The sequence below is a fragment of the Streptomyces sp. NPDC044106 genome (genome assembly GCF_056433985.1).
The window spans coordinates 116,385-140,468 of the sequence record NZ_JBWKFZ010000002.1; the positions used below are offsets into that span (position 1 = coordinate 116,385).

Here is a 24,084-nt window from a genome sequence, read left to right on the forward strand (position 1 = left end):
GCGTGTCGGGCCCTTCGAAGAGACGGCGAGCGGCGCGTGCCTGTCCACCTTCCTCGCCCGCGGCGGCAGCCGCGAGACCGGGACGGGTCACACCGGACGCGCGGCCGGTCCGGTTCTCACCGGTGTATGCCCAATCCGCGGAGCCCGGGGGCGAGTTCGGGCCGAAGTACCAGATCGTCGTCGTAGGCCCCGCCGTTCTCGTGACGGAAGGGCAGCGGCGCCGTGGTGTCCAAGGTGCGCAGGCGCTCCCGCAGTTCGGCCGCGGCGCGCGCGTAGCCCGCGGCCGTGAGCCGGTCCGCGCCGTACACCACGTACGGCGGGAGGGCGGCCATGCCGGTGTACCAGAACGTGCCGTGCAGCAGGGGGAACAGCACCTGCTCCAGCTGGCCGTGGATGCCGCGCGGGCCGAATCCGGACTCCCGGGCGCCGACCGAGGTGACGACCAGCGCGCGCTTCCCGGTCAGGCCGCCGTCCCCGTACCGCAGGGTCCGGCCGTCGGGGCCCTTGACGCCGAAACCGAAGCCCTGGACGAGTACGCGGTCGAACCAGCCCTTGAGGATCGCGGGCGGCCCGAACCACCACAGCGGGAACTGGAAGACGACCGCGTCCGCCCAGGCGAGCTTCTCCTGCTCCAGACGGATGTCCTCGCTCAATGCCCGCTCCCTGTAGGCCCGTTCCTGCTCGGGACCCACGAACAGCCGCTCGCGCGAGGCGCTCTCGAAGTCGTCCGCGTCGACCACGGCCTTCCAGCCCATGCCGTACAGGTCCGATACGCGGTGCTCGTGCCCGAGCGACTCCAGTGTGCCGAGCCCCTCGGTCAGCAGGGACCCGCCGAGCGAGCGCCGTTCCGGATGTGCGAATACCCAGAGAATCTTCATGCCCCGATCGTGTGCCGACCGGATCCCGCGCTGCGAGTGGCCAGATGGTCATGGTCCGCAAGGATCTGGCCAGTCGGGAACTCGGAGCCCGTCGCGTCCGACTCCTGAAGTGGTGCGGGCCGCCCGGTCCGTGTCCTTGAGCGATCCGGGAGCGGTGATGGCCGATCAGCAACGCCGAAGATTCGTGCCACCGCCCGCCCTCTGCGGCTTCCTCGTGCTGCTGGTGCTGATCTTCACCGCTTCGTACGCCGTAGGGCGGGCGGCCGGACCGGTCGCGCCCGGCCTGCACGGCGGCTCGACGGAGTCCGGCGACGAGGGCGGCGGCCGGGGCGACGGCGGCGGCACGGGCGGCACGCACGGCGGAGGCCACTGATGAGCACAGGAGCGGTGGACGCCGTCATGACCACGGACGTGGCCGTCGGCGGCATGACCTGCGCGGCCTGCGTGAACCGGGTCGAGAAGCGGCTCGGCAGGCTGGACGGCGTCAGCGCCACGGTCAACCTCGCGACCGGCCTCGCCCGGGTGAGCCACCCGCCGCACGTCACGCCGGACGACCTGATCGTCGCCGTCGAGCGGGCCGGATACACGGCGGAACTGCCCGCGCCGCCCGAGCCGGAGCCGACGCCGACAGCGGGGCCGGAACGGCGGGCGGAGCCGGGGGAGCCGGGCGGCCGGGAAGCCGTGCGCGAGGAGCGGCAGCGCATGCTGGTCACCACGCTGCTCGCGGCGCCGGTCCTCGTCCTCTCCATGGTGCCCGCCTGGCAGTTCCGCAACTGGCAGTGGCTGTGCTTCGCGCTCGCCGCGCCGGTCGCCGTCTGGAGCGGCCGGCCGTTCCACGTCCGCGCGCTGCGCGGGCTCCGGCACGCCGCGGCGACCATGGACACCCTGGTCTCGCTGGGCGTGGCGGCATCCTTCGGCTGGTCGGCGTACGCCCTCTTCCTCGGTGGCGCGGGGCTGCCGGGCATGACGATGCCGTTCAGCCTGCTGCCCTCCGCCGACGACGGCACCGCGCACGTCTACCTCGAAGCCGCCGTCGGGGTGCCGCTCTTCGTGCTCGCCGGGAGGCTCCTCGAGGCGCGGGCCCGGCACGGCACCGGGGCGGCGCTGCGCTCCCTCGCCGGGCTCGCGGTCAAGGACGTCGTCGTACGGGAGGACGGCGCCGAACGCCGCGTGTCCATCGCGGAGTTGGGCGTGGGGCAGGTCTTCGTGGTGCGGCCGGGAGAGCGGGTCGCCACCGACGGCGCCGTGGTGGAGGGCAGCTCCGCCGTGGACCTCTCGCTGGTCACCGGGGAGAGCGAGCCCGTCGAGGTCGGGCCGGGCTCCGAGGTGACCGGCGGGGCCGTCAACGCGGGCGGGCTGCTGCTCGTCCGCGCGAAGGCGGTCGGCGCCGACACCCGGCTCGCCCGCATCGCCCGCATGGTGACCGACGCCCAGGCGGGCAAGGCGCGTGCGCAACGGCTCGCCGACGAGGTGGCGGGCGTGTTCGTACCGGTCGTGCTCGCCCTCGCCGCGACGGTGCTCGGCTTCTGGCTCGGCGCCGGCGCCGAGCCGCAGGCGGCCGTCACCGCCTGCGTGGCCGTACTCGTCGTCGCCTGCCCGTGCGCGCTGGGCCTCGCCACCCCCACCGCCCTGATGGCCGCGACGGGCCGCGGCGCCCAGCTCGGCGTCCTGGTCCGCGGACCGGAGGCCCTGGAATCCCTGCGCCACGTCGACACCATCATTCTGGACAAGACCGGCACCCTCACCTCCGGCCACATGACCGTCACCGCCGTCACCGCCGCGCCGGACGGCATCGGCAAGGAGGCGGCGCTGCGGCTCGCCGGGGCCGTGGAGCGGGGCTCGGAACACCCGCTGGGCCGCGCGATCACCACGTACGCGAGCAGGTCCCTGCCCGAGGCGCCGCTGCCGACAATACGGGGGTTCCGCGCGGTGCCGGGGCAGGGCGTCCGGGGTGAGGTCGACGGCCACACGGTCGAAGTCCGCTCGCCCGACGGCGCGTTGACCGGCCCGCTGGCCCACGCGCTGCGGCAGGCGGAGGAGGCCGCGCGCACCGCGGTCCTGGTCCGCGTGGACGGCGTGGACGAGGCGGTCCTCGCGGTCGGCGACCCGGTGCGGCCCGGCAGCTACCGCGCCGTGGACCGCCTCAGGCGCCTGGGCGTACGCCCCGTACTCGCCACCGGCGACCGCGAGGCCACGGCCCGCGCCGTCGCGGCGGAACTCGGCATCGACGAGGTGCACGCCCGCTGCTCCCCCGAGGACAAGGCGGCGCTGGTGGGGGAGTTGAGGGCGCGGGGGCGCCGGGTCGCGGTCATCGGTGACGGGGTGAACGACGCCGCGGCACTGGCCGGCGCCGATCTCGGGATCGCCATGGGCGGCGGCACCGACGTGGCCATCGAGGCCGCCGACGTGACGCTCGTGCGCGGCGACATCGAGGCCGTCGCGGACGCGGTCCGCCTCGCCCGGCGCACCCTCGCGACGATCCGCCAGAACCTCCTGTGGGCCTTCGGCTACAACGCCGTCACGGTGCCGCTCGCCGCGGTGGGCCTGCTGAACCCCATGGTCGCCGCCGCGGCGATGTCGGCGAGCTCCCTCCTGGTGGTCGGCAACAGCCTGCGGCTGCGCACCTGGCGTCCGGCGCGCGGCCCGGCCGCCACCGGAGCACGAAGCGGCGGGCGCGGACGGGAAGGAACACGATGAGCGACGAACACTCCTGGCGGCCCTCCCGCCGGAGGCTGCGCGCCGGACTCTCCGCAGCGCTCGCGCCGGTGGCGGCGTGCGCGGTGGCCCTGGGCGCACTCGCCACCTGGACCGCGTCCGGCGCCGCGGGCACCCCGGCCCGCGTCGAGGTGCCCCGCGGGACCGTCTTCCTGCCGTCCGGGAACAGCACGGAGACGGCCGCGTTCTTCTCGATCACCAACTCCGGGGGCTCCGACGACCGGTTGACGTCGGTGTCGTCCCCGGTCCTCGACGACGTGATGCTCAGCCGCGTCGTGCCCGCGGGCCGCGGAACCGCCACCATGCGCATGGTGAAGTCGGTCGCCGTCCCGGCCCGCGAGGGCCTCACCATGTCGCCGAGCGGCCTGGACATCATGGTCCGCACGCGCACGCCCCTGAAGGCGGGGGACAGGGTCCCGTTCGTCCTGACCTTCCGGTACGGGGGACGGATCGAGGCCGAGGCGGTGGTGGTCGGACCGGGGAGCTGAGACGGGCTCTGGCAGGCTCTCAGTCCGCGTCCGGCTTCTCCGGCGAGAAGAGCCAGCTGTCGAACAGCTCCGAGAGGTCCTTGCCCGACTTCTTCTCGCACAGCGCGATGAACTGCTCGGTGTCGGCGTTCTTGTGCCGGTGTTCACGCGTCCACGTGCGCAGGACGGAGAAGAAGGTGCGGTCGCCCACCGCCTTGCGCAGCTGGTGCAGCGTCATGGCGCCCCTGCCGTACACCGACGGCTCGGAGACCTGCTCGGCGCTCGGCGGGTCCGCCGGCGGGAAGTCCCAGATGTCCTTGCTCTCCTCGTGCGTTCCGTCGTAGAAGGAGTCGAAGGTCTCCTGGGCGGTGCGGTGCCCGTGCTCCTCGTCCCACAGCCACTCGGCATAGGTGGCGAAGCCCTCGTTCAGCCACATGTCCTGCCAGGCGCGAGGTGTGACGGAGTTGCCGAACCACTGGTGGGCGATCTCGTGCACGACCAGGCGGGTGTCCGGCGCCTCCTGGAAATACGGCTTGGTCTGCGTCTCCAGGGCGTAGTCGATGTCGGGGAGGTGGTCGACGACGGCGCCCACCGAGGAGAAGGGGTAGGGGCCGAAGCGGTCACCGGCCCAGTCGACGACCTCGGGCACCAGCTCGTGGACGTCGACGGGCCCGTCCGCCTCGTCGGGGTCGACGGCCGTGTAGAGGGGCAGGCCGTCGTCGGTCGTGCCGGTGGAGACGTCGAAGACGCCGGTGACGACCGTCGCGACGTAGCTCGCCATGGGCTCGGGGTTGCGCCAGCGGAACGTGGTGCGCTTGCCGTGCCTGCGGGTCTCGCGCAGCGTGCCGTTGCTGACGGCGGTGTACTCGGACGGCACGGTGACGTCGATGTCGTACGTCGCCTTGTCGGAGGGGTGGTGGTTGCCGGGGAACCAGGTCATGGAGCCGGTGGGCTCGCCGAGCGCCACCACGCCGTCGTCCGTCTCGATCCAGCCCTCGGCGCCGGCCTCGAACATGCGGGGCGTGCCGCCGTACCGGACCGTCGTCCTGAAGGTCTTCCCCTTGCCGATGGGCCTGTCGGGGGTGAGCGTCAGCTTGTTCTTCTCCCTGCTGACGCGCGCCCCGGAGCCGTCGATGTCGGCGTGGTGCACGCGCAGGCCCGCGAGGTCCAGGCTGAAGCGGGACAGGTCCTGGGTCGCCCGTGCGGTGATCACCGCGGTCCCCGACAGGGCGTTTCCGTCCGGGACGTAGTCGAGGGTCAGCGCGTAGTGCGCGACGTCGTAGCCGCCGTTGCCGAGCTCGGGGAACAGGTGGTCCTCGACGCCGGTGGCGCCGGGTCTCGCCGCGCCGTGCTTCCCGGGGCCGGACGAGGAGGACGTGCAGGCGGCCGTCGCGGTGAGGAGCAGGGCGAGCAGCAGGGCCGAACGGCGGTGTCGGGGAAGGATGGCGGGCTCCTGGCGGTGGCGGCGACGGGCAAGGGCGGGCGCGGTCACAGGCGGCGGTGGGTGAGGCGGTGCCCGGTCGTGTCGAGCAGGACGACGTCCCTCGCGGTGCCGTCGTCGTCACCGTCCCACCAGGTGCGGAAGAGCGCCGCGAGTTCCTCGGCCCGCTGCTCCGCGCGCGGCGCGCAGTCGGTCCTCAGCTCGACGTCGTAGTCGTACGTGCCCTCGGCGTCGGCGAGTTCGACCGTGGACAGCGCCCGCGCGTGCCGTGCGGTGCGGGACTCGTCGTTGTCGCGGGCCCAGGAGCGGAACTGCTCCAGAAGACGGTGCTGGGGCTGTCGGCCGGAGCTTTCGGGTGCCGTCGGTTCGTCCGGGCCGCCGGCTCCGCCGCACGCCGACAGCAGGGTGAGGCAGGCGACCGCCGCGGGCAGGCACAGAGCGGGGCGGCGCGGGGCGCGGCCGCGCCTCCAGTACCGGTGCTTCATGGTGCTTCTCCGTGCGGTCGGCCGCCCGGGGCGGGGAGGGTCCGGGACAGCGGGATGTTCCCTGCCGGGGAAGAGGGGCGGACGCGCCCCGGGGTTGCCGCCCCTCTCCCTGGAATTGGACCCTAGGCGGGCGCCACCAGCTGGTTCTCCGAACCGATGCTTGCGGCGTTGCCGTCGGCGTACAGGGTCAGTTCACCGTCCGACCAGCGCACGATGGTGTCGTCGGACCAGGAGTTGTCGGTGAAGTCGCCGCCGCTGACGAGCAGGGCGTGCGTCCACAGGTCGTTCGGCGCCTGCCACTTGTGCTCGCCCCAGGACGAACCGGTGCCGGTGAAGTCCTGGTACTGGGTCAGCTCACCGTCGGACCAGCGCACGACCAGGTCCCACTCGTCGTCGCCCGAGTAGTCACCCGCGGTGATCTGCGTGGCGTGCTTCCACGTACCGGCCTGCGAGCTGCCCGGCGCGACGACCTCGATCTCCTTGCCGATCTTCTTGTTGTCACCGGTGTTCTGGTAGAGCGTGACCTCACCGTCGGACCAGCGCACGACCAGGTCGTCCTGCCACTGGTTGCCGCCGAAGCGGCCCGCGGTCATCGCCTCGGCGTGCTGCCAGGTGGAGTTCGGGGCGACCAGCTGGACCTCGCCGTGGAAGCCCTTCTCGTCGACCGAGGGGTAGAGCGTGACCTCACCGTCCGACCAGCGGACCACGAGGTCGGAGCCGTTGTCACCGGTGAAGTCGCCCGCGACGACCTGCTTGGCGTGGTTGCGCCACAGGTCGTTGGCGCCCTGGACCGTGAACTCCTTGTCGAAGTGGTTCTTGGCCTTGTCCGCGCCGCGGTAGATGCTCAGCTCGCCGTCCGACCACATGACGAACATGTCCATCCGGTCGTCGGACACCGGGCCGTCGAGGGCGAAGTAGCCGTTGGCGATGGACTTGGCGTGCTTCCACGTGCTCGCGCCGGGCAGGACCGGGTCTGCCATGGGCGGCGGGTTGATGCTCGTCGGCTGCTTGCCCGCCTTCGCGGCGTCGTAGATCCGCTTGACCTCGCCGTCGAAGTACGACGAGTACGAGGTGTCGGAGCTGTGGCCGCCGGTCATCCAGCCGCCGGTGACGCCGATGAGCTTCGGCGACTCGCCGCCCGCGGTGATGAAGGGGCCGCCGGAGGTGCCGCCGACGTAGCCGTCGCAGTTGATCTCGGTGAAGGTGCCGCCGCGCCAGAGCCGGCCGCCGCTGTCCTTGGTGTTGCCGGTGGTGTACTTCTTCGTCGGCGTCATGCAGCTGAGCGGGTCCTGCTTCGGCTTGTACTTGGCGCCGCCGTACAGGTACGGATAGCCGATGGCGTGCGCCGTGTGGTTGAAGCCGGTGTTGAAGCCCATCGGGATGGACCCGACGACGTTCTCCAGCAGCTTGCCGTCACTGCGCGGCTCGGTGGCGAGGAACGCGACGTCGACGTCGGTGTAGTCCTCCTCGCTCTTCTTGGACCCGGTGTAGCCGGGGTCCTTGAAGATGTGCCCCTTCTTGATGGGGTACATGCCGTGCGGCATCGGGGCGCTCGCGCTGTGCTGCGGCACGAAGACGAGGTTCGACTTCTGGTCGTTGCTGTCGAAGCAGTGCGCCGCCGTCGCGATCAGGTTCTTGCCCGGGGACGGGACGACGGTGCCGCCGCAGAAGCGGTAGTCGTAGCGGTCCGGGTAGTCGTTGCCGAACTTCTGGGCCCAGTAGAAGGTGCCGACCTCCTTGATGCCCTTGAAGGTGTGCGAGGGCGAGCGGAGCATGTTGCGGCGCGGCGCCGCCTTCTCGCCGTCCCCCTCGGAGCCCTTCGCGGCGCCCCCGTCCACCTTGTCCTTCTCGGCCTTCTCGGCAGCCGCGGCCTCGCGGACCTGCTGCTCCTCCACCGGCTTGGCCTCGGCCATCCGCTCCGGCGTCCAGAACTTCTCGAGATCGCGGGCCAGGTCCTGGTCAGAGGCCTGGGACGGCGACTTCGAAGGCGACTTGGACGGGGTCTTCGCGGTCGGCTTCGACGGGGTCGCCGTCGCGTCCGGGCCCGGCTTCGAGGTCTTCGACGGCGAGGCCGACGGCCTCGGACCCGCCGACGGGCCCGAGGTCGGCGTCGGGCCCGGAGCGGACCAGGCCGGTGCCGCGGCGGCCAGGAGTGCGGCCGCGGCGGCTATCGCAGGCAGGCTGCGTCTGATTCTCACAGTGGTGTTCCCCCACAAAAAACGGACCCCGGTCGTCCGGGGCCCGATTGGTACAGATCAATCGAGAAGGTACGTTACGCACACATCGCACGACGTGTCGATTGGGGCATAACTGACCATTTGCCTCGCAAGTGGCGTATTGCGCCTGTTGGTTGAACGGAGAATGCAGTGACGAAGACGGGGCGTTCCATGCGGATCAGGACGAGCGCGGGGGTGCTCGCGGCCTGCGCGCTGCTCCTGGCGGCGGGGTGCTCCGGGGGCGACGGCGGCAGCGATTCCGTACGCGAGCCGTCGAAGTCGTCCTCCCCGACAGGACCCGTACGCAAGGGGGAAGGGGTCTCGCAGAAGGACGACCCCAATCTGCTGCACGGGTTCCGTACGTGGCTGAGGACGAATGACTCCAAGCGCGACGACTCCCTCGCGGACCACGCCCTGAACGTCAGCCTCGGCTACCGGTCCGGCGACCGCCACGGCGTCGTCGACGTGCTCACCGACTACGGGCCCTGGGGTGAGGCGGAAGACCAAGTCGGCCCGCTCGCCGAGGCGTTCACGCGCTGGTGGGACGAGGACCCGGCGGCGGGAAGCGCGCGCTTCCTCGGGCAGGGCGGGAAGACGGCGAAGAAGGCCACGCTGTACGAGGGCGGCAAACCGTCGAACCTCCTCGACGACTTCCGCGCCTGGACCACGGCGAACGCCCCGGACGGCAAGCGACTCGCCCCGCACGTCACCGCTCTCACCATCGGATACGGGAGGAAGGGCGCCGGAGCCGTCACCGTCTCGACCGACTACCTCACCCATAAGGACGACGACGCCCAGAACAACGTCGACGCCCTCGGCAAGGCGTTCGCCGACTGGTGGGACGGCGACGAGGGCGCGGCATCCGTCACCGTGACCAGCGAGGACCAGGGCAGCCACGCCGAGCGGAAGCTGCACTGACCACGTAGGCCCGGCCTTGACCCTGACACCGTGACAACCCCTTGACTGAAGCCGAGGAGGTGGTCCCGATGACCATGACACCGCAGGACGCCGAGGTGCGGCGAGGTCTCGAAGGGCTGGAGGACGGCCGCTCGTCGGTACGGCTGCGCGCGGCGCTGAGGATCGGCACGGCACCCGACCCGCGCTTCATCGGCAAGCTCGTCGAACGATGCGGGATGGAGACCGACTTCTCCGTACGCGAGACGCTGACGTGGGCCCTCACCCGCCACCCGCCGTCGGCGACGGTCCCGCGGCTCCTCGCAGAGGTCCGCTCGGAGTGCGCGCAGGCGCGCGGCCAGGCGCTGCACACGCTGTCCAAGATCGGCGACCGGCGCGCGTGGCCTGCGATCACCCCGGCGCTGCTGTCCGACGCCGACGACGAGGTGGCCCGCAGCGCCTGGCGGGCGGCGGTCGCCCTCGTGCCCGAGGGCGAAGAGCCCGAGCTGGCCGCGGCGCTGTCGACCCAGCTCGGGCGCGGCGGGCGCGAGACGCGGCTGAGCCTGAGCCGCGCGCTGATCGCGCTCGGCGAGGCGATGGCGCCGATGCTGCGCGCCGCGAAGGCGGACGTCGACCCGCGTGTACGCACGCACGCCATCGCCACGGAGCGGCTGCTGCGCGACCCCGACGCCGGATTCGAGTCCGCGATCGACGATGCGAAACGCGTCGTGCTCCTCGGCGGGCCGGGCCAGGAAGGATGACAGACCGTGTTGATCGGTGAGGTGGCGCGACGGTCAGGGGTCAGCGCCCGCATGCTCCGGCACTACGACTCGCTCGGCCTGGTACGGCCTACGGGCCGCACCGGCGGCGGCTACCGCGAGTACTCCGAGGACGACATCCGGCGGATCTTCCACATCGAGAGCCTGCGGTCCCTTGGCCTCTCGCTGCGCGACGTCGGGCGCGCGCTCGACGACCCCGGCTTCGCGCCCTCGGAGCTCGTGGACGACCTCATCGGCCGGACCCGGGAGCGCATCGCGGCCGAGACGGAGCTGCTCACCCGGCTGCGGCGGATCGACGCGGCGGAACCCGCGGGCTGGCAGGACGTCCTGCGGACCGTCGCACTCCTCCAGGCGCTGGGGTCACCGAGCGCGGGCAGACGCCAACGTGCGGCCCTGTCCTCGGTCGACGCGGTCCCGGTCCCCGTGGACGCACTGGTCGATGCGGTCCTGAACGAGACGGACCCGAACGTCGCCGGAGCCCTCCGGTGGGCCCTCGCCCGCTCGGACGGCGGCGGATGGGAGCCGCTGGCGCAGGGGCTCGGCTCCTCGTCGGCCGAGGTGCGCCGACGCGCCGTCCAGTCCCTCGCCGAGATCCCGGACGACGAGGCGACCGCACTGCTGCGGGACGCGCTCACGCACTCCGACGTCGTGGTCCGCCGATACGCGGCCCTCGCGCTCGGCGCCCGTGGGGTCGCTGACGCCGTCCCGACCCTCATCGACATGGTCGTCCACAAGACGCACGACGTCGACGCGGCCGACGCGCTGAGCGCGCTCGCGGGCAGTGCCGCGCTTGAGGCCCGGATCGCCGCCGGGCTCGTCGACCGCCTCGCCGACACCGCCCTGGACCCGTCCGAGCGCCGCCGCCTTACGGAGGCGCTCGCGGACATCCCCGGAACCACGGCGGCCCGCGCACTCGTGGAGTTGTCAAACGACGAAGACCGGGCCGTCGCCCACACCGCGGCGTACGTCCTCGGGATCCGCGACGCGAGGTGAGGGGCTCCAGGGGCCGTGTACCGCCGCTGGGCAGGAGAGCTTGGCCTGAGCTTCGGGGATGCGTAGCGTGAAGATCTCTGCCGGCGCGACTCCGTCACCGCTGAACGAGGTCAGACAACTGCTGTCCGCGGACGCTCGACGAGCCTCCGACCTGCGATGGGACTGTGCTTCATGAGAATCCTCATCAGCGCCGACATGGAGGGCGCGACGGGGGTGACCTGGCCGGCCGACGTGCTGCCGGGGACCCCGCAGTGGGAGCGGTGCCGGGCGATGTTCACCTCGGACGTCAACGCCGCCGTTCTCGGCTTCTTCGACGGCGGCGCCGATGGCGTGCTCATCAACGAAGCACACTGGACCATGCGCAATCTGCTCCTGGAGGAGCTGGACGAGCGGGCCGAGATGCTCACGGGACGGCACAAGTCGCTCTCCATGGTGGAGGGCGTGCAGCACGGCGACGTGGACGGCATCGCGTTCGTCGGCTACCACGCGGGCGCCGGCATGGAGGGCGTCCTCGCCCACACCTACCTCGCCAACCAGATCACCGGCGTCTGGGTCAACGGCGTGCGGGCCAGCGAGGGGCTGCTCAACTCCCACGTGGTCGCCGAGTACGGCGTCCCCGTCGTCCTGGTCACCGGCGACGACCTCGCCTGCGACGACGCCCTCGGATACGCGCCGGGCGCCCTGAAGGTCGCCGTCAAGGACCACGTCTCGCGGTACGCGGCGGTCTGCCGCACCCCGGCCCGTACCGCCGCCGACATCCGGGCCGCGGCCAAGGAGGCGGCCTCGCTGGCCGTGCGTCACGAACCGGTGGCGGGCGGGCCGTTCACCGTGGAGGTCGAGTTCGACGCCGAGCACCTGTCCATGGCGTCGACCGTCGTACCGGGCGTGCGCCGTACGGGGGAGCGCAAGGTCGCCTACGACAGCGAGACCATGTACGAGGGAATCCGTACCTTCAAGGCGGTTACGACGATCGCCTCTGCCGCCGTGGAGGAACAGTATGGCTAGCCAGCAGCAGACACTGGATCAGGATCAGGATCAGGATCAGGAGCCCGGGAGCCGGGTGGACGCGCGGGCGCTCGACGAGGTCGTGACGTTCACCTCCGAGCTCATCCGCATCGACACCACGAACCGCGGCGGCGGCGACTGCCGGGAGCGGCCCGCCGCCGAGTACGCCGCCGAACGCCTCGCCGACGCGGGCCTTGAGCCGACGCTCCTGGAGCGCACCCCGGGCCGCACCAACGTCGTCGCCCGCATCGAGGGCACGGACCCGGGCGCCGACGCGCTGCTCGTCCACGGCCACCTGGACGTCGTGCCCGCCGAGGCCGCCGACTGGAGCGTCGACCCGTTCTCCGGGGAGGTCCGCGACGGCGTCGTATGGGGGCGCGGCGCGATCGACATGAAGAACATGGACGCGATGATCCTCTCCGTCGTACGCAACTGGGCGCGCGCGGGAGTACGGCCGAGGCGCGACCTCGTGATCGCCTTCACCGCCGACGAGGAGGCCAGCGCCGCCGACGGCTCCGGATTCCTCGCCGACCGGCACGCCGCGCTCTTCGAAGGCTGTACGGAAGGCATCAGCGAGTCGGGCGCCTTCACCTTCCACGACGGGCGGGGCAACCAGATCTACCCCATCGCGGCGGGCGAGCGCGGCACCGGCTGGCTCAAGCTCACCGCCCGCGGCAAGGCGGGTCATGGCTCCAAGGTCAACCCGGCCAACGCGGTGAGCAGACTGGCCGGCGCCATCGCCCGCATCGGCGAGCACCACTGGCCGGTGCGGCTGACCCCGACCGTGCGTGCCTCGCTCGTCGAACTGGCCACGCTCTACGGCCTGGAGACCGACACCGAGGCGCCCGGCTTCGACGTGGACGCCCTCCTGGAGAAGCTCGGCCCGACCGCCGACCTCGTCGCGCCGACGGTCCGCAACAGCGCCAACCCGACGATGCTGCGGTCGGGTTACAAGGTGAATGTGATTCCTGGTGAAGCGGTGGCGTATGTCGACGGCCGGTTTCTTCCCGGGGGAGAGGACGAGTTCTGCCGCACGCTTGACCTGCTCACCGGCTTGGACGTCGACTGGGAGTTCCACCACCGCGAGGTGGCGCTGCAGGCACCGGTCGACTCGCCGACGTATGCCCGGATGCGGGCGGCCGTCGAGGAGTTCGCGCCGGAGGGCCATGTCGTGCCGTACTGCATGTCGGGCGGCACGGACGCCAAGCAGTTCTCGCGGCTCGGCATCACGGGGTACGGCTTCTCGCCGCTGAGGACACCGGAGGGCTTCGACTACCAGGCGTTGTTCCACGGAGTGGACGAACGCGTCCCCGTCGACGCGCTGCACTTCGGCGTCCGCGTCCTCGACCGCTTTCTGCGTACGGCCTAGCAAAAATGGGGGAAGAGAAGGACATGATGCAGACCCGGGCGTACGGATCATGGCCGTCGCCGATCGACGCCGAGCTCGCCGCCACCCACGACGGGGCTCCGGGGTACGTGGGCTTCGTGGGCGCCGAGACCTGGTGGACCGAGCCGCGGCCGACCGAGGGGGGCCGGCGTGCGCTGGTGCGGCGGCTGCCCGACGGCGAGGAGCGCACGGTACTGCCCGCGCCGTGGAACGTGCGCAGCCGCGTCGTCGAGTACGGCGGCCGCCCGTGGGCCGGCGCCGAGCGGCCGCAGGGGCCGCTGGTGGTCTTCGTCGACTTCGCCGACCAGCGCCTGTACGCGTACGAGCCGGACGCTCCCGGCGCGGTGCCGAGACCCCTGACCCCGGTCTCGGACGTGGGCGGCGGGCTGCGCTGGGCGGAGCCGGTCGTCCACGTCGACCGGGGCGAAGTCTGGTGCGTCCTGGAGGAGTTCACCGGCCGGGCGCCCACCGATGTGCGGCGCGTCATCGCCGCGGTGCCGCTGGACGGCTCGGCGGCCGGGGACCGGGCGGCCGTACGCGAACTGTCCGACGCACGGCACCGCTTCGTCACGGGCCCACGCCTCTCGCCCGACGGCACCCGCGCCGCCTGGATCGCCTGGGACCACCCCCGCATGCCGTGGGACGGCACGGAGCTGATGCTCGCCGAGGTGCGTGAGGACGGCACCTTCGGCGCGGCACGGACCTTCGCGGGCGGCCCCGACGAGTCGGTCGTGCAGGTCGAGTGGGCCAGGGACGGACGGCTGCTCTTCTCAAGCGACCGCACCGGCTGGTGGAACCTCTACCGCGCCGACCCGGACGACGCCGCCGGGGCCCAGCCGCTCTGCCCCCGCCAGGAGGAGTTCGCCGGGCCCCTCTGGCAGACCGGCCTGAACTGGTTCGCGCCGCTGGACAGCGGACTGATAGCCGTCGTGCACGGCAGGGGCGACACCGCGCTCGGCATCCTCGACCCCGAGACGGGCGAGGTCGTCGACGCGGCGGGCCCCTGGACGGAATGGTCCGCGTCCGTCGCCGCGCACGGCTCCCGCGTGGTCGGCGTCGCCGCGAGCCCGCGCAGCGCGTACGAGGTCGTGGAACTGGACACCTGTACCGGCCACGCCCGGGTCGTCGGCGCCGCCCACGACGACCCGGTGGACCCCGCGTACTACCCCGAACCGCAGATCCGCACCTTCTTCGGCCCGGCGGGACGCGAGATCCACGCGCACATCTACCCGCCCCACCACCCCGGCCACGTCGCGCCCGACGACGAGCTGCCGCCCTACGTGGTGTGGGCGCACGGCGGCCCCACCGGCCGCGCCCCACTCGTCCTCGACCTGGCCATCGCCTACTTCACCTCGCGCGGCATCGGCGTCGCCGAGGTCAACTACGGCGGCTCCACGGGGTACGGGCGCGCCTACCGCAACCGGCTGCGCGAACAGTGGGGCATCGGTGACGTCGAGGACTGCGCGGCCGTCGCGCTCGCCCTCGCCGACGAGGGCACCGCCGACCGCGACCGGCTCGCCATCCGCGGCGGCAGTGCGGGCGGCTGGACCACGGCCGTCTCACTGACCAGCACCGACGTCTACGCCTGCGGCACGATCACCTACCCCGTCCTGGACCTCGCCGCCTTCGCCTCGGGGGAGACCCACGACTACGAATCGCGGTATCTGGAGTCCCTCGTCGGCCGGCTAGACGAAGTCCCCGCACGGTACGCGGAGCGGTCACCGGCGCTGCACGCCGAACTGATCACCGCGCCGTTCCTGCTGCTCCAGGGCCTGGACGACGTGGTGTGCCCGCCCGCCCAGGCCGAGCGGTTCCTCGCCAGGATGGAGGAGAGCGGCACCCCGCACGCCTACATCGCCTTCGAGGGCGAGGGGCACGGGTTCCGCCGCGCCGACACCATGGTCCGCGCCCTGGAGGCCGAACTCTCCCTCTACGCCCAGGTGTTCAGGATCGACCTGGCCGCACCGGTGCCGCTCCTGGAGATCGCCAAGTGAAGCCTCTCATACGGCCCGCACGCCTCACGCCCGGCGCGCGGGTGGCCGTCGTCGCGCCGAGCGGCCCCATCCCCGGCGACCGGCTCGAAGCGGGCCTGGACATCCTGCGCGGCTGGGACCTGGACCCCGTCGTGATGCCCCATGTGCTCGATCGCCACCCGGAGTTCGGATATCTCGCGGGTGCGGACGCCGGCCGCGCCCGCGACCTGGAAAGGGCCTGGTGCGACCCGTCCGTGGCCGCCGTGTTCTGCGCCAGGGGCGGGTACGGCGCCCAGCGCATGGTGGACCTCGTCGACTGGGCCGCGGTGCGGGCGGCGACGCGGAGCGCCGGGCCCAAGGTGTTCCTCGGCTACAGCGACGTCACCGCGCTGCACGAGGCCTTCGCGACACGCGTCGGAATCGCCACCCTGCACGGCCCGATGACCACCGCCGCCGACTTCCTCGGGAGCGCGCGGGCCAGGGACCATCTGTGGACGACGCTCTTCAAGCCCGAGGAGGCCCAGGTGATCCGGGCGGCATCGCCGCACGCGGCGACCCTGACCGGTGGCCGCGCCCGGGGCGTCACGCTCGGCGGCTGCGTGTCGCTGCTCGCCGCCGACCTCGGCACTCCGCCGGCCCGGGCCTCCGCCCGCGGTGGCCTGCTGCTCCTGGAGGACACCGGCGAGGAGGCGTACCGCCTCGACCGGATCCTCACCCAACTCCTGCGTGCGGGCTGGCTGGACGGTGTGAGAGGTGTCGCGCTGGGTTCCTGGGAGGAGTGCGGGCCGCGGGACGAGCTGCGGGCGCTCTTCGCCGACCGGCTCGGCGGGCTCGGAGTGCCGTTGATCGACGACTTCGGGTTCGGGCACTGCGCGGGGGCGCTGACGGTGCCGTTCGGGGTGGCGGCGGAACTGGACGCGGACGACGGGACGTTGACGCTGGACGAGCCCGCCCTGGCCTGACGCCGGACCCGCCGGCACCGATCGGCTGCCCCTCCACGGAATCTCCGGCAGAAACCGCTGTCACGGGCGTTGACCTCCATATGACACGTGTCACACCATGACGTGGCCGGTACTTACCGGTCGGTAAGCCGCTGGCCGCCGACCGTCCTCAGCGTGGAGGTCCCCTTGCCCCGTCGCCGTGCCCTGACCCTCGCCATCGCGGCGGCGCTCGCCGCGCCGCTCGCGCTCAGCGGGCCCGCCCCGGCGAGCGCGACCGGCCAGTACACCGTCACCGCCCTGAAGTTCACGCTCCGGGCGGGCGACAGGAGCTGCACCATCGACGCCGACCTGTACCGGCCCACCGGGGTGGACGCCGCACACCCGGCGCCCGCCGTGCTCTCGACCAACGGCTTCGGCGGCAGCAAGTCCGACGGCGGGACCGCCGCGGCAGGCAAGGCCTTCGCCGAGCGCGGCTACGTCTCACTCGTCTACTCCGGACTCGGCTTCGGCAAGTCCGGGTGTCTGATTTCCCTCGACGACCCCGAGATCGACGGCAGGGCGGCGGCCGGGCTCGTCGACTTCCTCGGCGGCACCCGGGCCGCCGACGACGGCACCAAGGCGGACTACGTGACCGCCGACGCCGAGGGCGACCCGCGCGTCGGCATGATCGGCGGCTCCTACGGCGGGGCCGTCCAACTGGCGACGGCCGCCGTGGACCACCGCGTCGACGCCCTCGTCCCGATGATCACCTGGAACGACCTCTCGTACTCCCTCGACCCGAACAACGCGTCCGACCGCGATGTCCCCGGCGCCGCCAAGTGGCAGTGGATGAACGGCTTCTACCTGATCGGCGAGGGGCAGCCGCTGCTCGTCCCGAACCTGGACCCCTCCCGCGTCAACAAGCTCGGCTGCCTGCACTTCGTCACCAAGGCCTGCGAGACGATCCGCACCCTGAACTCCGGCCGCTACCCGGCGGACAGGACGCAAGCCCTCCAGAAGTTCGCACGCGGCGTCTCCCCGGTGTCGTACCTGAACAAGGTCAGGACCCCGACACTCCTCGTACAGGGGCAGGTCGACAGCCTCTTCAACCTCAACGAGGCGGAAGCGACGTACCGGACGCTCAAGGCGCAGGGCACCACGGCGAAGATGATCTGGCAGGCCGCCGGGCACAGCGGCGGCACGAGTGACCCGGCGTCCGGCGAACTCGACATGGGCGCGGGCAACCTGGAGACCTCCTACGTCGGCAAGCGCGTACTCGCCTGGTTCGACCGCTACCTCCACCGGAAGAAGGACGGCGACACCGGCCCCGCGTTCGCCTACTACCGCGACTGGATCACCGACCCGCAGCACACCTACGGGACCGCCCCCAAGGTGCCCGCCCTGAACCGCACGCTGTACCTCTCCGGCGACGGCAAACTCGTCGACAACCGGAAGAAGGTGGCCCGCGGCAGCCGCGAGTACCGCAACTGGCTCGTCCCCACGAGCCACTCCGAGTCCTCGCTCGCCGGGATGCTCGGCCTGCCCGACCCGGCGCCGCACGACACCAGGGGCACCTACCTGGACTGGACGACCGAGCCCTTCACCGACGCGGTGGACGTGGTCGGAGTGCCCCGGGCGACCCTGAAGGTGATCTCGCCGAAGACCGAGCGCGTGCAGCACTCCGGTGACGCGGCCGACAAGCTCGTCCTCTTCGCCAAGCTGTACGACGTCGCCCCCGACGGCGGCAAGACCCTCGTCCACCGCCTCGTCGCGCCCGTACGGGTGCCGGACGTCACGAAGCCGTTCACGGTGTCGCTGCCCGGCATCGTGCACCGCTACGAGAAGGGCCACCGGTTGCAGTTCGTGGTGGCCGCGAGCGACGGGGCGTACGGCGGCAACAGGGGCGTCAAGCCCGTCACGGTGACGAGTGCCCCGCAGGACACGGGCGTCCTCGATCTGCCGGTCGTCCGCCCCTGAGGTCGTCCCGCGGGTCGCTGCGGCCCCTCCCGTCACCCGTACGGCCCACGGCCCGGCCCCGGAGGCACCCCCACCGCGCGCTCCGCTTCCCGGCTGCCCATGCTGGGGAGCGGGGGAGGCCGGCGTACCTCCGACGGAAGGGTCCACAGCATGAGCCCCAACACCTCCGCGGGCGGCTCCCGGGGCGAAGGACCGGGCGGCGGGCTGATGACACCCGGCAGGGTGGCCGTCGCCGCGGTCGTCGTCCTCACCCTCGTCTTCATCTTCGAGAACACCCGCAGCACCAAGATCAGGCTGCTCATCCCCGAAGTCACGGTGCCCCTGTGGATGGCGCTGCTCGGCACGGGCCTGATCGGAGCGCTGTGCGGGGCGTACTTCATGCGCAGACGCGGATGACGGAGGCTCCCGCCCCCGGGGACGGCGTCGGCCGGGCCCCGCGGGCCGGGAACCGGCGGCTGCGGATAGCGTGAGCGGATGCCCGACCGTTTCGCAGTCAACCGTCTTCCCGAAGGCCCCCGAGTGGGCATACGCCCCATCACCCTCGCGGACCGTGCGGAATTCACCGCACGGGCGCGGGAGAGCCAGGAACTGCACCACCCCTGGCTCTTCCCGCCCCGCACGGACGACGCCTACCGCGAGTATGTCGGGCCGCTCGTCGAGGACCCGGCCAGGGAAGGGTTCCTGGTGTACGAGCGCGGCAGCGGTGACATCGGTGGCTTCATCAACATCAACAACATCGTCCGGGGCGCCTTCCGCAGCGGCGCGCTCGGCTACGGCGCCTTCGCACACGCGGCCGGGCACGGCCTGATGAGCGAGGGGCTCGGGCTCGTCCTGACGTACGCCTTCGGCGAACTGGGCCTGCACCGCCTTGAGGCCAACATCCAACCGGGCAACGCCCCCTCGATCGCGCTGGTACGCCGCGCCGGGTTCCGGCTCGAAGGGTTCTCGCCCGACTTCCTCTTCATCGACGGGGCCTGGCGCGACCACGAACGCTGGGCGGTCACCGCGGACATGGCGGGCTCCCCGGCATGAACGCCATTTGCGCCAAACGGAGTTCGCCGCGACCGAGGGGCCGAGCGGCCCGCGATGCCTCCTCCGGCGCGTCCCACCTGCCTCGGACAACCACCCGGAAGGTGTGCCCCGTGCCCATCTTCCGCCTCCTCCTGCCCCTTGGCCCCCCGGCAGGTTGAAAGGTCCGGTGCAGGTCGCGGAGGATGGGCGGCATGCGGAATATCGTGGTCGTCGACGCCCCCTCCAACCTGGGCCTGCGCCCGCCCGCCCCCGGCACCGTGCCCGGCTGCTACAAACTGGCCGGCGCGTTGCGGGAGCGGGGAATCCTGCGCCGTCTCGGCGCCTTCGAAGGAGGCGTCGTGGTGCCGCCGCGCTACGACCGCGGCCAGTGGCAGGAGGGCGACGGCGTCTTCAACGCGGCCGCCATCGCCGACTACACCCGCAAGCTCGCCGACCGCATCGAACACCACGTGCGCGGTGAGGACTTCGTCGTCGTGCTCGGCGGCGACTGTTCGATCCAGCTGGGCGCCGCCCTCGCGCTGCGCCGCATCGGACGGTACGGCATCGCGTCCCTGGACGGCTCCGCCGACTTCCGCCACCCCGGCAACTCCGACCGGATCGGTGCCGCGGGCGGCGAGGAACTCGCCCTCGCCACCGGCCGTGGCCAGGACGACCTCACCGACATCGAGGGACTGCGGCCCTACCTGCGCGACGAGGACGTGTGCATCTTCGGCCTGCGGGACGGGGACGAGGACCGGGCGGAGTTCACCGACCTGAAGATCAGCAACGCCACCGTCGGCGAGCTCAGGAAGTGGGGCGCCGAGAACGTCGCCCGCGCCGTCGCCCAGACCCTGGAAGTGCCCGAACTCGACGGATTCTGGGTCCACCTGGACGCGGACGTCCTCGACCCCTCGGTGATGCCCGCCGTCGACAGCCCCGACCCCGGCGGCCTCTTCGCCGACGAACTCCTCGAGCTGCTCCGGCCGTTCGTCACCTCGCACCGCTGCGTCGGCCTCAACGTCACCATTTACGACCCCGACCTCGACCCGGACGGCAAGGCGGGCGACATGCTCACCGACGTGATCGTGGAGGCCCTCAACCCGGCCTGAGAGCCTGTGTCATATCCCCGGCCGGGTGGTCGCCGCCTGGCACGCACGCTCGCCGCGTTGCCGAAAAGCCCTCGTAGCGGAGCTACTAGGGCTTCCCGGCGCCTTGCGATCGCACGCACCAGACGACGCCCACTGATCCGGCCGGGGATATGACACAGGCTCTGACCGCCCGCGGGACGCCCCTGCCCCGGCGGCCTTTGCGCAATCCTGGCCAGGGAGGCCTCTGGCCGACACCCCGCCGAACGTGTTCCATGGTGATCGTGAAGACCACCGTGCGACGCGACGTCCTGACCCTGCCCGCAGCCGAGCCGGGGCCCGAGAACCCGCTGCCGCCCCTGCTGCCGCTGCGGCACGCGCACACCCTCGACGAGCGCGACAAGGAAGGGCTGCCGCGCGACATGGCACGGCAGCTCGGGTACGAGCCGCTGGGATCGCCGCTGCCCACCCGGGTCCTCGACGGGTACGGGCGCGAACGCGTCGAGACGGCGCTCGACGTGATCGTCGTCGAGAACGACCGGCTGCGCGCCACCGTCCTGCCCGGGTACGGCGGTCGCGTCCACTCCCTCCTGCACAAGCCGACCGGGCGTGAACTCCTGTACAGCAACCCCGTGTTGCAGCCCGCCGCCTTCGCGCTCAACGGCGCCTGGGTCTCCGGCGGCATCGAATGGAACATCGGCGCCACCGGCCACACCACCCTGTCCTGCGCCCCCGTCCACGCGGCCCGCGTACGGGCGCCCGACGGCGGCGAGATGCTGCGCCTGTGGGAGTGGGAGCGGCTGCGCGACGTGCCCTTCCAGGTCGACCTGTGGCTGCCGGAGAACTCCGACTTCCTCCACGTCGGCGTCCGCGTCCGCAACCCGCACGAGAAGCCGGTGCCCGTCTACTGGTGGTCGAACATCGCGGTGCCCGAGGAGCGCAGGGTGCTCGCCCCCGCCGACGAGGCCTGGCGCTTCGCGTACCCGGGCGGGCTGCGGAAGGTGCCGGTGCCAAAGTCCGACGGCGCCGACCGCACGTATCCGCTGCGCAGCGAGTACCCCGCCGACTACTTCTACGACGTGCCGGACGGCGCCCGGCGCTGGATCGCCGCGCTCGACGACACCGGGCACGGCCTCGTCCAGACCTCCACGGACCTGCCGCGCGGCCGCAAGCTCTTCGTCTGGGGCACCGGCACGGGCGGGCGGCGCTGGCAGCAGTGGCTCACCGAGCCGGGTACCGGCGGCTACGCGGAGATCCAGTCGGGCCTCGCGCGCACCCAGCTGGAGCACGTACGCCTGGACGCCGGGGCCGAGTTCAGCTGGCTGGAGTCGTACGGGCCGCTCTCCGTGCCCGCGGACCGCGTGCACGGCGACTGGGCCGGGGCGCGCGACGAGGTGGCGGCGCGGCTCGCCGATGCGCTGCCGCGCGCGTCCGTCGACGCCGCGTACGAGGCGTGGCGGGGCGGCGGCGCCGACACCGAACCCGGCGAGACGCTCGCCGTCGGCTCCGGCTGGGGCGCGCTCGAAGTCCTGCGCGCCGAGTACAAGCTGCCCGGCACGCCCTTCGCCGAGTCGACGCTCGGCCCCGAGCAGGCGCCGTGGGTCGAGCTGCTGCGCACCGGCGCGGTTCCCGAGCCGCGCAGGGTCGCGCCGCCCGGGCCGACGCCGGTCGCCCGGCACTGGCGCGACATGCTGGAGACCGCGCCCGCGCGACCGCTCGCCGAGTACCACCTCGGCATCGCGCAGTGGCACGCGGGCGACCGGGCGCAAGCCGTCCGCAGCTGGGAGCGCGGCCTCGAACTGGCGCCTTCCCGCTGGCCGTTGTTGCGCTGCCTCGCCGTCGCCGACCACGCGGAGGGCAACACGGAGCGGGCCGCCGACCGGTACGCGGAGGCCTTCGACGACCTCTGCCAGGAGCGGCGCGACGACGGCGCGGTCTGGACGGCGGCCACGGCCGCACTCGGCCGTGAGGCGATCACCGCACTGCTCGCGGCGGACCGCGTCCAAGCGGCCCGAGCGGTCTGGACCCGCCTCGGCGACACCACCCGCGCCGAGGGCCGCTTCCGCCTCCTGGAGGCCCAACTCCTTTACGCCGAGGGCGACATGGCGGCGGTACGCGCCGTCTTCGACTCCGGTTTCGAGGCGGCGGACCTGCGCGAGGGTGCCGAGACGCTGGGTGAGTTGTGGACGGCGGCCACCGGTGAGGAGGTGCCGGAGCGGTACGACTTCCGGATGCGTCCGGCGAAGTGACGCGGGGGGTTCAAAGACAGGCTCTCAGCTCTCGGCGACGCGGCGGTCCACGTACTCGAAGACGGCGCCGTCCGGGTGCAGCGCGATGAGGTTGCGTCCCGCGGGCGTCGGCACCGGGCCCGCGATGACCCGCGCGCCGGACGCGTTCAGGACGGTGTACGCCTCGTCGACGTCCTTGACCGCGATGGTCGCCGAGACCTTGCGGAGCACCTCCAGCTCCTGCTCGGGGCCGCTCATCAGCAGGAAGCAGCCGATCGCCGCGACGGAGACGCCGCCGCGCTCGAAGCGCATGGCTGTGGCGCCCGTCAGCCGTTCGTAGAACGTGACCGACGACTCCAGATCCTCGACACAGATCCGCAGCGTGGTTCCCAGGATCTCCATGATTGGAACGCCCTCACCTCTCCGACCTGCCAACGGCCCCACCACGATTTCATGATTGCCCGCTCGCCCGCCACCGCCTCCACCGAGAACGTCCGGCGGTCTCCGGTCCGCCAACTCTCTTGCCCCTCAAGCGCGTCGGAGGGCGGCACCGTCCGGTGCCGCCCTCCGGGGCTCGCGCTCGCGCCCGTCCGTCAGGACTGGGGACGGCTGCCGTGGTTCGCGCCGTTCTTGCGGCGGGCCTTCTTCTTGCGGCGTCGCTTCGAGGACATGGATACCTCCGTGTTTCCGATGGTGCTTCCCGAGTGCGAACCCGGGCGATCACGCGTCGCCTACCCGGCGGGGCACCCCGCCATGGCGTGGCCTGCGTCACGTACGGCGGACCCCCGGTCGTTACGTGCCGACGGGTCCGGGTACCCGGGCGCAATGACTGGCCCCGAGAACCCACTGACCGGCCTCGACAAAGGCCTGACCGACGAACTGGTCCGCACGATCCGCGCCGAACTGCGGGAGGAGTTCCGCGAGCAGACCGCGAAGCACCGGCGCAAGGCCACGCTCTACGCCGCGTCCGGCGCCGCCGCGCTCTACGCGGGCGCCGCGATCGCCCTGGCCGCGGGCCTCGCCATCGACCTCGGCCTACCGGCCTGGGCGGCGTCCCTCATCGTGGGCGCGGTGCTTCTCGTGGCGGCGGTGCTGTTGCGGGGCGCGGCGCGGCAGGGGCGGGGGCGGAGCGCTCCGGCTCCCGCCGACGGCGCGCTCCCGGGCGCGGGCGGCGACGGGGACGTTGGCCCGGGCGGGCTCGGGACACCGGGCGACCTCCCGGCGCCCGGCGCCCTCGGAACTCCGCACAGCCCTCCACTCCCGAGCGGCCCGCCGACTCCCGGCGGTCGCACGACTGCGGGCGCCCCCGAGGCTCCGGGTGCGGCGGCGTCCCCGGGCGGTGCGGTGGCCCACGGCGGGCGTGCGGGGCGGGGCGGGGCTGCGGGTGCTGACAGCGGCGCGCCAGAAGCCGGTGCGGGTGCTGACAGCTCTGCGGCGCCGGGCGGTCCCGCTTCCGGCTGCGCTACGGCTGCGAGCGGGCCTGCGGGTTCGGGCGGCCGTGTGGCTTCTGGCGGGGGCGCGGCGGCGAGCGGTTCCGTGGATCGCGGCGAAACCGCGGCTGCGGCCGGTCCGGCTGCTGGTGGTCCTGCGGCTCCTGGTGGCTCCGCGGCGCCGGGCGGTCCGGTTTCCG

The 24,084-nt window shown here is 72.6% G+C and carries 22 protein-coding genes; 16 read left to right on the top strand and 6 right to left on the bottom strand.

Translation table 11 applies throughout. The features are described from left to right. Positions 1–116: 116 nt before the first annotated feature. Positions 117–878: an NAD(P)H-dependent oxidoreductase gene (locus tag AC07DI_RS03280; protein ID WP_478901849.1), complete on the bottom strand. Its 762-nt coding sequence runs from the start codon at positions 876–878 to the stop codon at positions 117–119. Between the two features lie 157 nt (positions 879–1,035). On the opposite strand from AC07DI_RS03280, the gene AC07DI_RS03285 reads away from it, so the two are divergent. From AC07DI_RS03285 to AC07DI_RS03295, 3 genes are read left to right on the top strand one after another with little or no spacing between them, the layout of a single operon-like run. After that, the gene (locus AC07DI_RS03285; RefSeq protein ID WP_384247931.1) at positions 1,036–1,251 is read left to right on the top strand and encodes a hypothetical protein; all 216 of its coding nucleotides are present in this window, start codon (positions 1,036–1,038) and stop codon (positions 1,249–1,251) included. Beyond that, positions 1,251–3,575, top strand: a complete 2,325-nt coding sequence (locus tag AC07DI_RS03290) for a heavy metal translocating P-type ATPase (RefSeq protein WP_478901850.1) — start codon at positions 1,251–1,253, stop codon at positions 3,573–3,575. The genes AC07DI_RS03285 and AC07DI_RS03290 overlap by 1 nt, the downstream gene beginning before the upstream one ends. Next, the gene (locus AC07DI_RS03295) at positions 3,572–4,081 is read left to right on the top strand and encodes a copper chaperone PCu(A)C (RefSeq protein ID WP_478901851.1); all 510 of its coding nucleotides are present in this window, start codon (positions 3,572–3,574) and stop codon (positions 4,079–4,081) included. The genes AC07DI_RS03290 and AC07DI_RS03295 overlap by 4 nt, the downstream gene beginning before the upstream one ends. A gap of 19 nt (positions 4,082–4,100) precedes the next feature. Here AC07DI_RS03295 and AC07DI_RS03300 read toward each other — a convergent pair whose 3' ends face one another. The 3 genes from AC07DI_RS03300 to AC07DI_RS03310 all read right to left on the bottom strand — a co-directional run bounded on the left by AC07DI_RS03300 (position 4,101) and on the right by AC07DI_RS03310 (position 8,184). Next, positions 4,101–5,552, bottom strand: coding sequence for a M1 family metallopeptidase (locus AC07DI_RS03300; protein WP_478901853.1), 1,452 nt, complete (start codon positions 5,550–5,552; stop codon positions 4,101–4,103). Next, complete coding sequence (locus tag AC07DI_RS03305) at positions 5,549–5,986, bottom strand: hypothetical protein (protein WP_478901855.1); 438 nt, start codon at positions 5,984–5,986, stop codon at positions 5,549–5,551. Before AC07DI_RS03305 ends, AC07DI_RS03300 begins: the two co-directional genes overlap by 4 nt. A gap of 122 nt (positions 5,987–6,108) precedes the next feature. Next, positions 6,109–8,184 carry a trypsin-like serine peptidase gene (locus tag AC07DI_RS03310; RefSeq protein WP_478901856.1) on the bottom strand — a complete coding sequence of 692 codons (2,076 nt, stop codon included), beginning with the start codon at positions 8,182–8,184 and terminating at the stop codon, positions 6,109–6,111. 168 nt (positions 8,185–8,352) lie between these two features. Here AC07DI_RS03310 and AC07DI_RS03315 point away from each other — a divergent pair, with 168 nt between their 5' ends. The 12 genes from AC07DI_RS03315 (at position 8,353) to AC07DI_RS03370 (ending at position 22,475) form a co-directional block, all read left to right on the top strand. After that, the gene (locus tag AC07DI_RS03315; RefSeq protein WP_478901857.1) at positions 8,353–9,120 is read left to right on the top strand and encodes a hypothetical protein; all 768 of its coding nucleotides are present in this window, start codon (positions 8,353–8,355) and stop codon (positions 9,118–9,120) included. A gap of 68 nt (positions 9,121–9,188) precedes the next feature. Next, positions 9,189–9,857: a HEAT repeat domain-containing protein gene (locus tag AC07DI_RS03320; protein ID WP_478901859.1), complete on the top strand. Its 669-nt coding sequence runs from the start codon at positions 9,189–9,191 to the stop codon at positions 9,855–9,857. Between the two features lie 6 nt (positions 9,858–9,863). Beyond that, positions 9,864–10,868: a HEAT repeat domain-containing protein gene (locus AC07DI_RS03325; protein ID WP_478901861.1), complete on the top strand. Its 1,005-nt coding sequence runs from the start codon at positions 9,864–9,866 to the stop codon at positions 10,866–10,868. Between the two features lie 171 nt (positions 10,869–11,039). Further along, positions 11,040–11,873: a M55 family metallopeptidase gene (locus AC07DI_RS03330; RefSeq protein WP_384247916.1), complete on the top strand. Its 834-nt coding sequence runs from the start codon at positions 11,040–11,042 to the stop codon at positions 11,871–11,873. Beyond that, positions 11,866–13,242 (top strand): M20/M25/M40 family metallo-hydrolase, encoded by a 1,377-nt coding sequence (locus AC07DI_RS03335; RefSeq protein ID WP_478901862.1) that lies wholly within the window; start codon positions 11,866–11,868, stop codon positions 13,240–13,242. The genes AC07DI_RS03330 and AC07DI_RS03335 overlap by 8 nt, the downstream gene beginning before the upstream one ends. Positions 13,243–13,268: 26 nt before the next feature. After that, positions 13,269–15,254: an LpqB family beta-propeller domain-containing protein gene (locus tag AC07DI_RS03340; protein WP_478902272.1), complete on the top strand. Its 1,986-nt coding sequence runs from the start codon at positions 13,269–13,271 to the stop codon at positions 15,252–15,254. Beyond that, positions 15,251–16,195, top strand: coding sequence for a S66 peptidase family protein (locus AC07DI_RS03345; protein ID WP_478901863.1), 945 nt, complete (start codon positions 15,251–15,253; stop codon positions 16,193–16,195). Before AC07DI_RS03340 ends, AC07DI_RS03345 begins: the two co-directional genes overlap by 4 nt. A gap of 165 nt (positions 16,196–16,360) precedes the next feature. Continuing rightward, positions 16,361–18,130 (top strand): CocE/NonD family hydrolase, encoded by a 1,770-nt coding sequence (locus tag AC07DI_RS03350; protein ID WP_478901865.1) that lies wholly within the window; start codon positions 16,361–16,363, stop codon positions 18,128–18,130. A 150-nt stretch (positions 18,131–18,280) separates the two neighbouring features. Further along, complete coding sequence (locus tag AC07DI_RS03355) at positions 18,281–18,526, top strand: LapA family protein (RefSeq protein ID WP_478901866.1); 246 nt, start codon at positions 18,281–18,283, stop codon at positions 18,524–18,526. A gap of 78 nt (positions 18,527–18,604) precedes the next feature. Then, on the top strand, positions 18,605–19,162 hold the full coding sequence (locus AC07DI_RS03360; protein WP_478901868.1) for a GNAT family N-acetyltransferase: 558 nt from the start codon (positions 18,605–18,607) through the stop codon (positions 19,160–19,162). A gap of 191 nt (positions 19,163–19,353) precedes the next feature. Beyond that, positions 19,354–20,250, top strand: a complete 897-nt coding sequence (locus tag AC07DI_RS03365; RefSeq protein WP_478901870.1) for an arginase family protein — start codon at positions 19,354–19,356, stop codon at positions 20,248–20,250. A 251-nt stretch (positions 20,251–20,501) separates the two neighbouring features. After that, positions 20,502–22,475, top strand: a complete 1,974-nt coding sequence (locus AC07DI_RS03370; protein ID WP_478901871.1) for a DUF5107 domain-containing protein — start codon at positions 20,502–20,504, stop codon at positions 22,473–22,475. Positions 22,476–22,499: 24 nt separating this feature from the next. Here the strand turns inward: AC07DI_RS03370 and AC07DI_RS03375 are convergent, their stop codons facing one another. Beyond that, positions 22,500–22,856: a VOC family protein gene (locus AC07DI_RS03375; protein WP_384247901.1), complete on the bottom strand. Its 357-nt coding sequence runs from the start codon at positions 22,854–22,856 to the stop codon at positions 22,500–22,502. A gap of 191 nt (positions 22,857–23,047) precedes the next feature. Beyond that, positions 23,048–23,125: a 50S ribosomal protein bL37 gene (locus AC07DI_RS03380; protein ID WP_370443954.1), complete on the bottom strand. Its 78-nt coding sequence runs from the start codon at positions 23,123–23,125 to the stop codon at positions 23,048–23,050. A 154-nt stretch (positions 23,126–23,279) separates the two neighbouring features. On the opposite strand from AC07DI_RS03380, the gene AC07DI_RS03385 reads away from it, so the two are divergent. Beyond that, positions 23,280–24,084, top strand: an 805-nt coding sequence (locus AC07DI_RS03385; protein ID WP_478901873.1) for a phage holin family protein, incomplete at its 3' end; no start/stop codon positions are given.

Coding starts and splice junctions, on each gene's coding strand:
- AC07DI_RS03280 (WP_478901849.1), bottom strand. CDS start 878: ATGAAGATTCTCTGGGTATTCGCACATCCGGAACGGCGCTCGCTCGGC.
- AC07DI_RS03305 (WP_478901855.1), bottom strand. CDS start 5,986: ATGAAGCACCGGTACTGGAGGCGCGGCCGCGCCCCGCGCCGCCCCGCT.
- AC07DI_RS03380 (WP_370443954.1), bottom strand. CDS start 23,125: ATGTCCTCGAAGCGACGCCGCAAGAAGAAGGCCCGCCGCAAGAACGGC.
- AC07DI_RS03375 (WP_384247901.1), bottom strand. CDS start 22,856: ATGGAGATCCTGGGAACCACGCTGCGGATCTGTGTCGAGGATCTGGAG.
- AC07DI_RS03365 (WP_478901870.1), top strand. CDS start 19,354: ATGCGGAATATCGTGGTCGTCGACGCCCCCTCCAACCTGGGCCTGCGC.
- AC07DI_RS03335 (WP_478901862.1), top strand. CDS start 11,866: ATGGCTAGCCAGCAGCAGACACTGGATCAGGATCAGGATCAGGATCAG.
- AC07DI_RS03330 (WP_384247916.1), top strand. CDS start 11,040: ATGAGAATCCTCATCAGCGCCGACATGGAGGGCGCGACGGGGGTGACC.
- AC07DI_RS03340 (WP_478902272.1), top strand. CDS start 13,269: ATGCAGACCCGGGCGTACGGATCATGGCCGTCGCCGATCGACGCCGAG.
- AC07DI_RS03360 (WP_478901868.1), top strand. CDS start 18,605: ATGCCCGACCGTTTCGCAGTCAACCGTCTTCCCGAAGGCCCCCGAGTG.
- AC07DI_RS03285 (WP_384247931.1), top strand. CDS start 1,036: ATGGCCGATCAGCAACGCCGAAGATTCGTGCCACCGCCCGCCCTCTGC.
- AC07DI_RS03355 (WP_478901866.1), top strand. CDS start 18,281: ATGAGCCCCAACACCTCCGCGGGCGGCTCCCGGGGCGAAGGACCGGGC.
- AC07DI_RS03320 (WP_478901859.1), top strand. CDS start 9,189: ATGACCATGACACCGCAGGACGCCGAGGTGCGGCGAGGTCTCGAAGGG.
- AC07DI_RS03370 (WP_478901871.1), top strand. CDS start 20,502: ATGGTGATCGTGAAGACCACCGTGCGACGCGACGTCCTGACCCTGCCC.
- AC07DI_RS03295 (WP_478901851.1), top strand. CDS start 3,572: ATGAGCGACGAACACTCCTGGCGGCCCTCCCGCCGGAGGCTGCGCGCC.
- AC07DI_RS03290 (WP_478901850.1), top strand. CDS start 1,251: ATGAGCACAGGAGCGGTGGACGCCGTCATGACCACGGACGTGGCCGTC.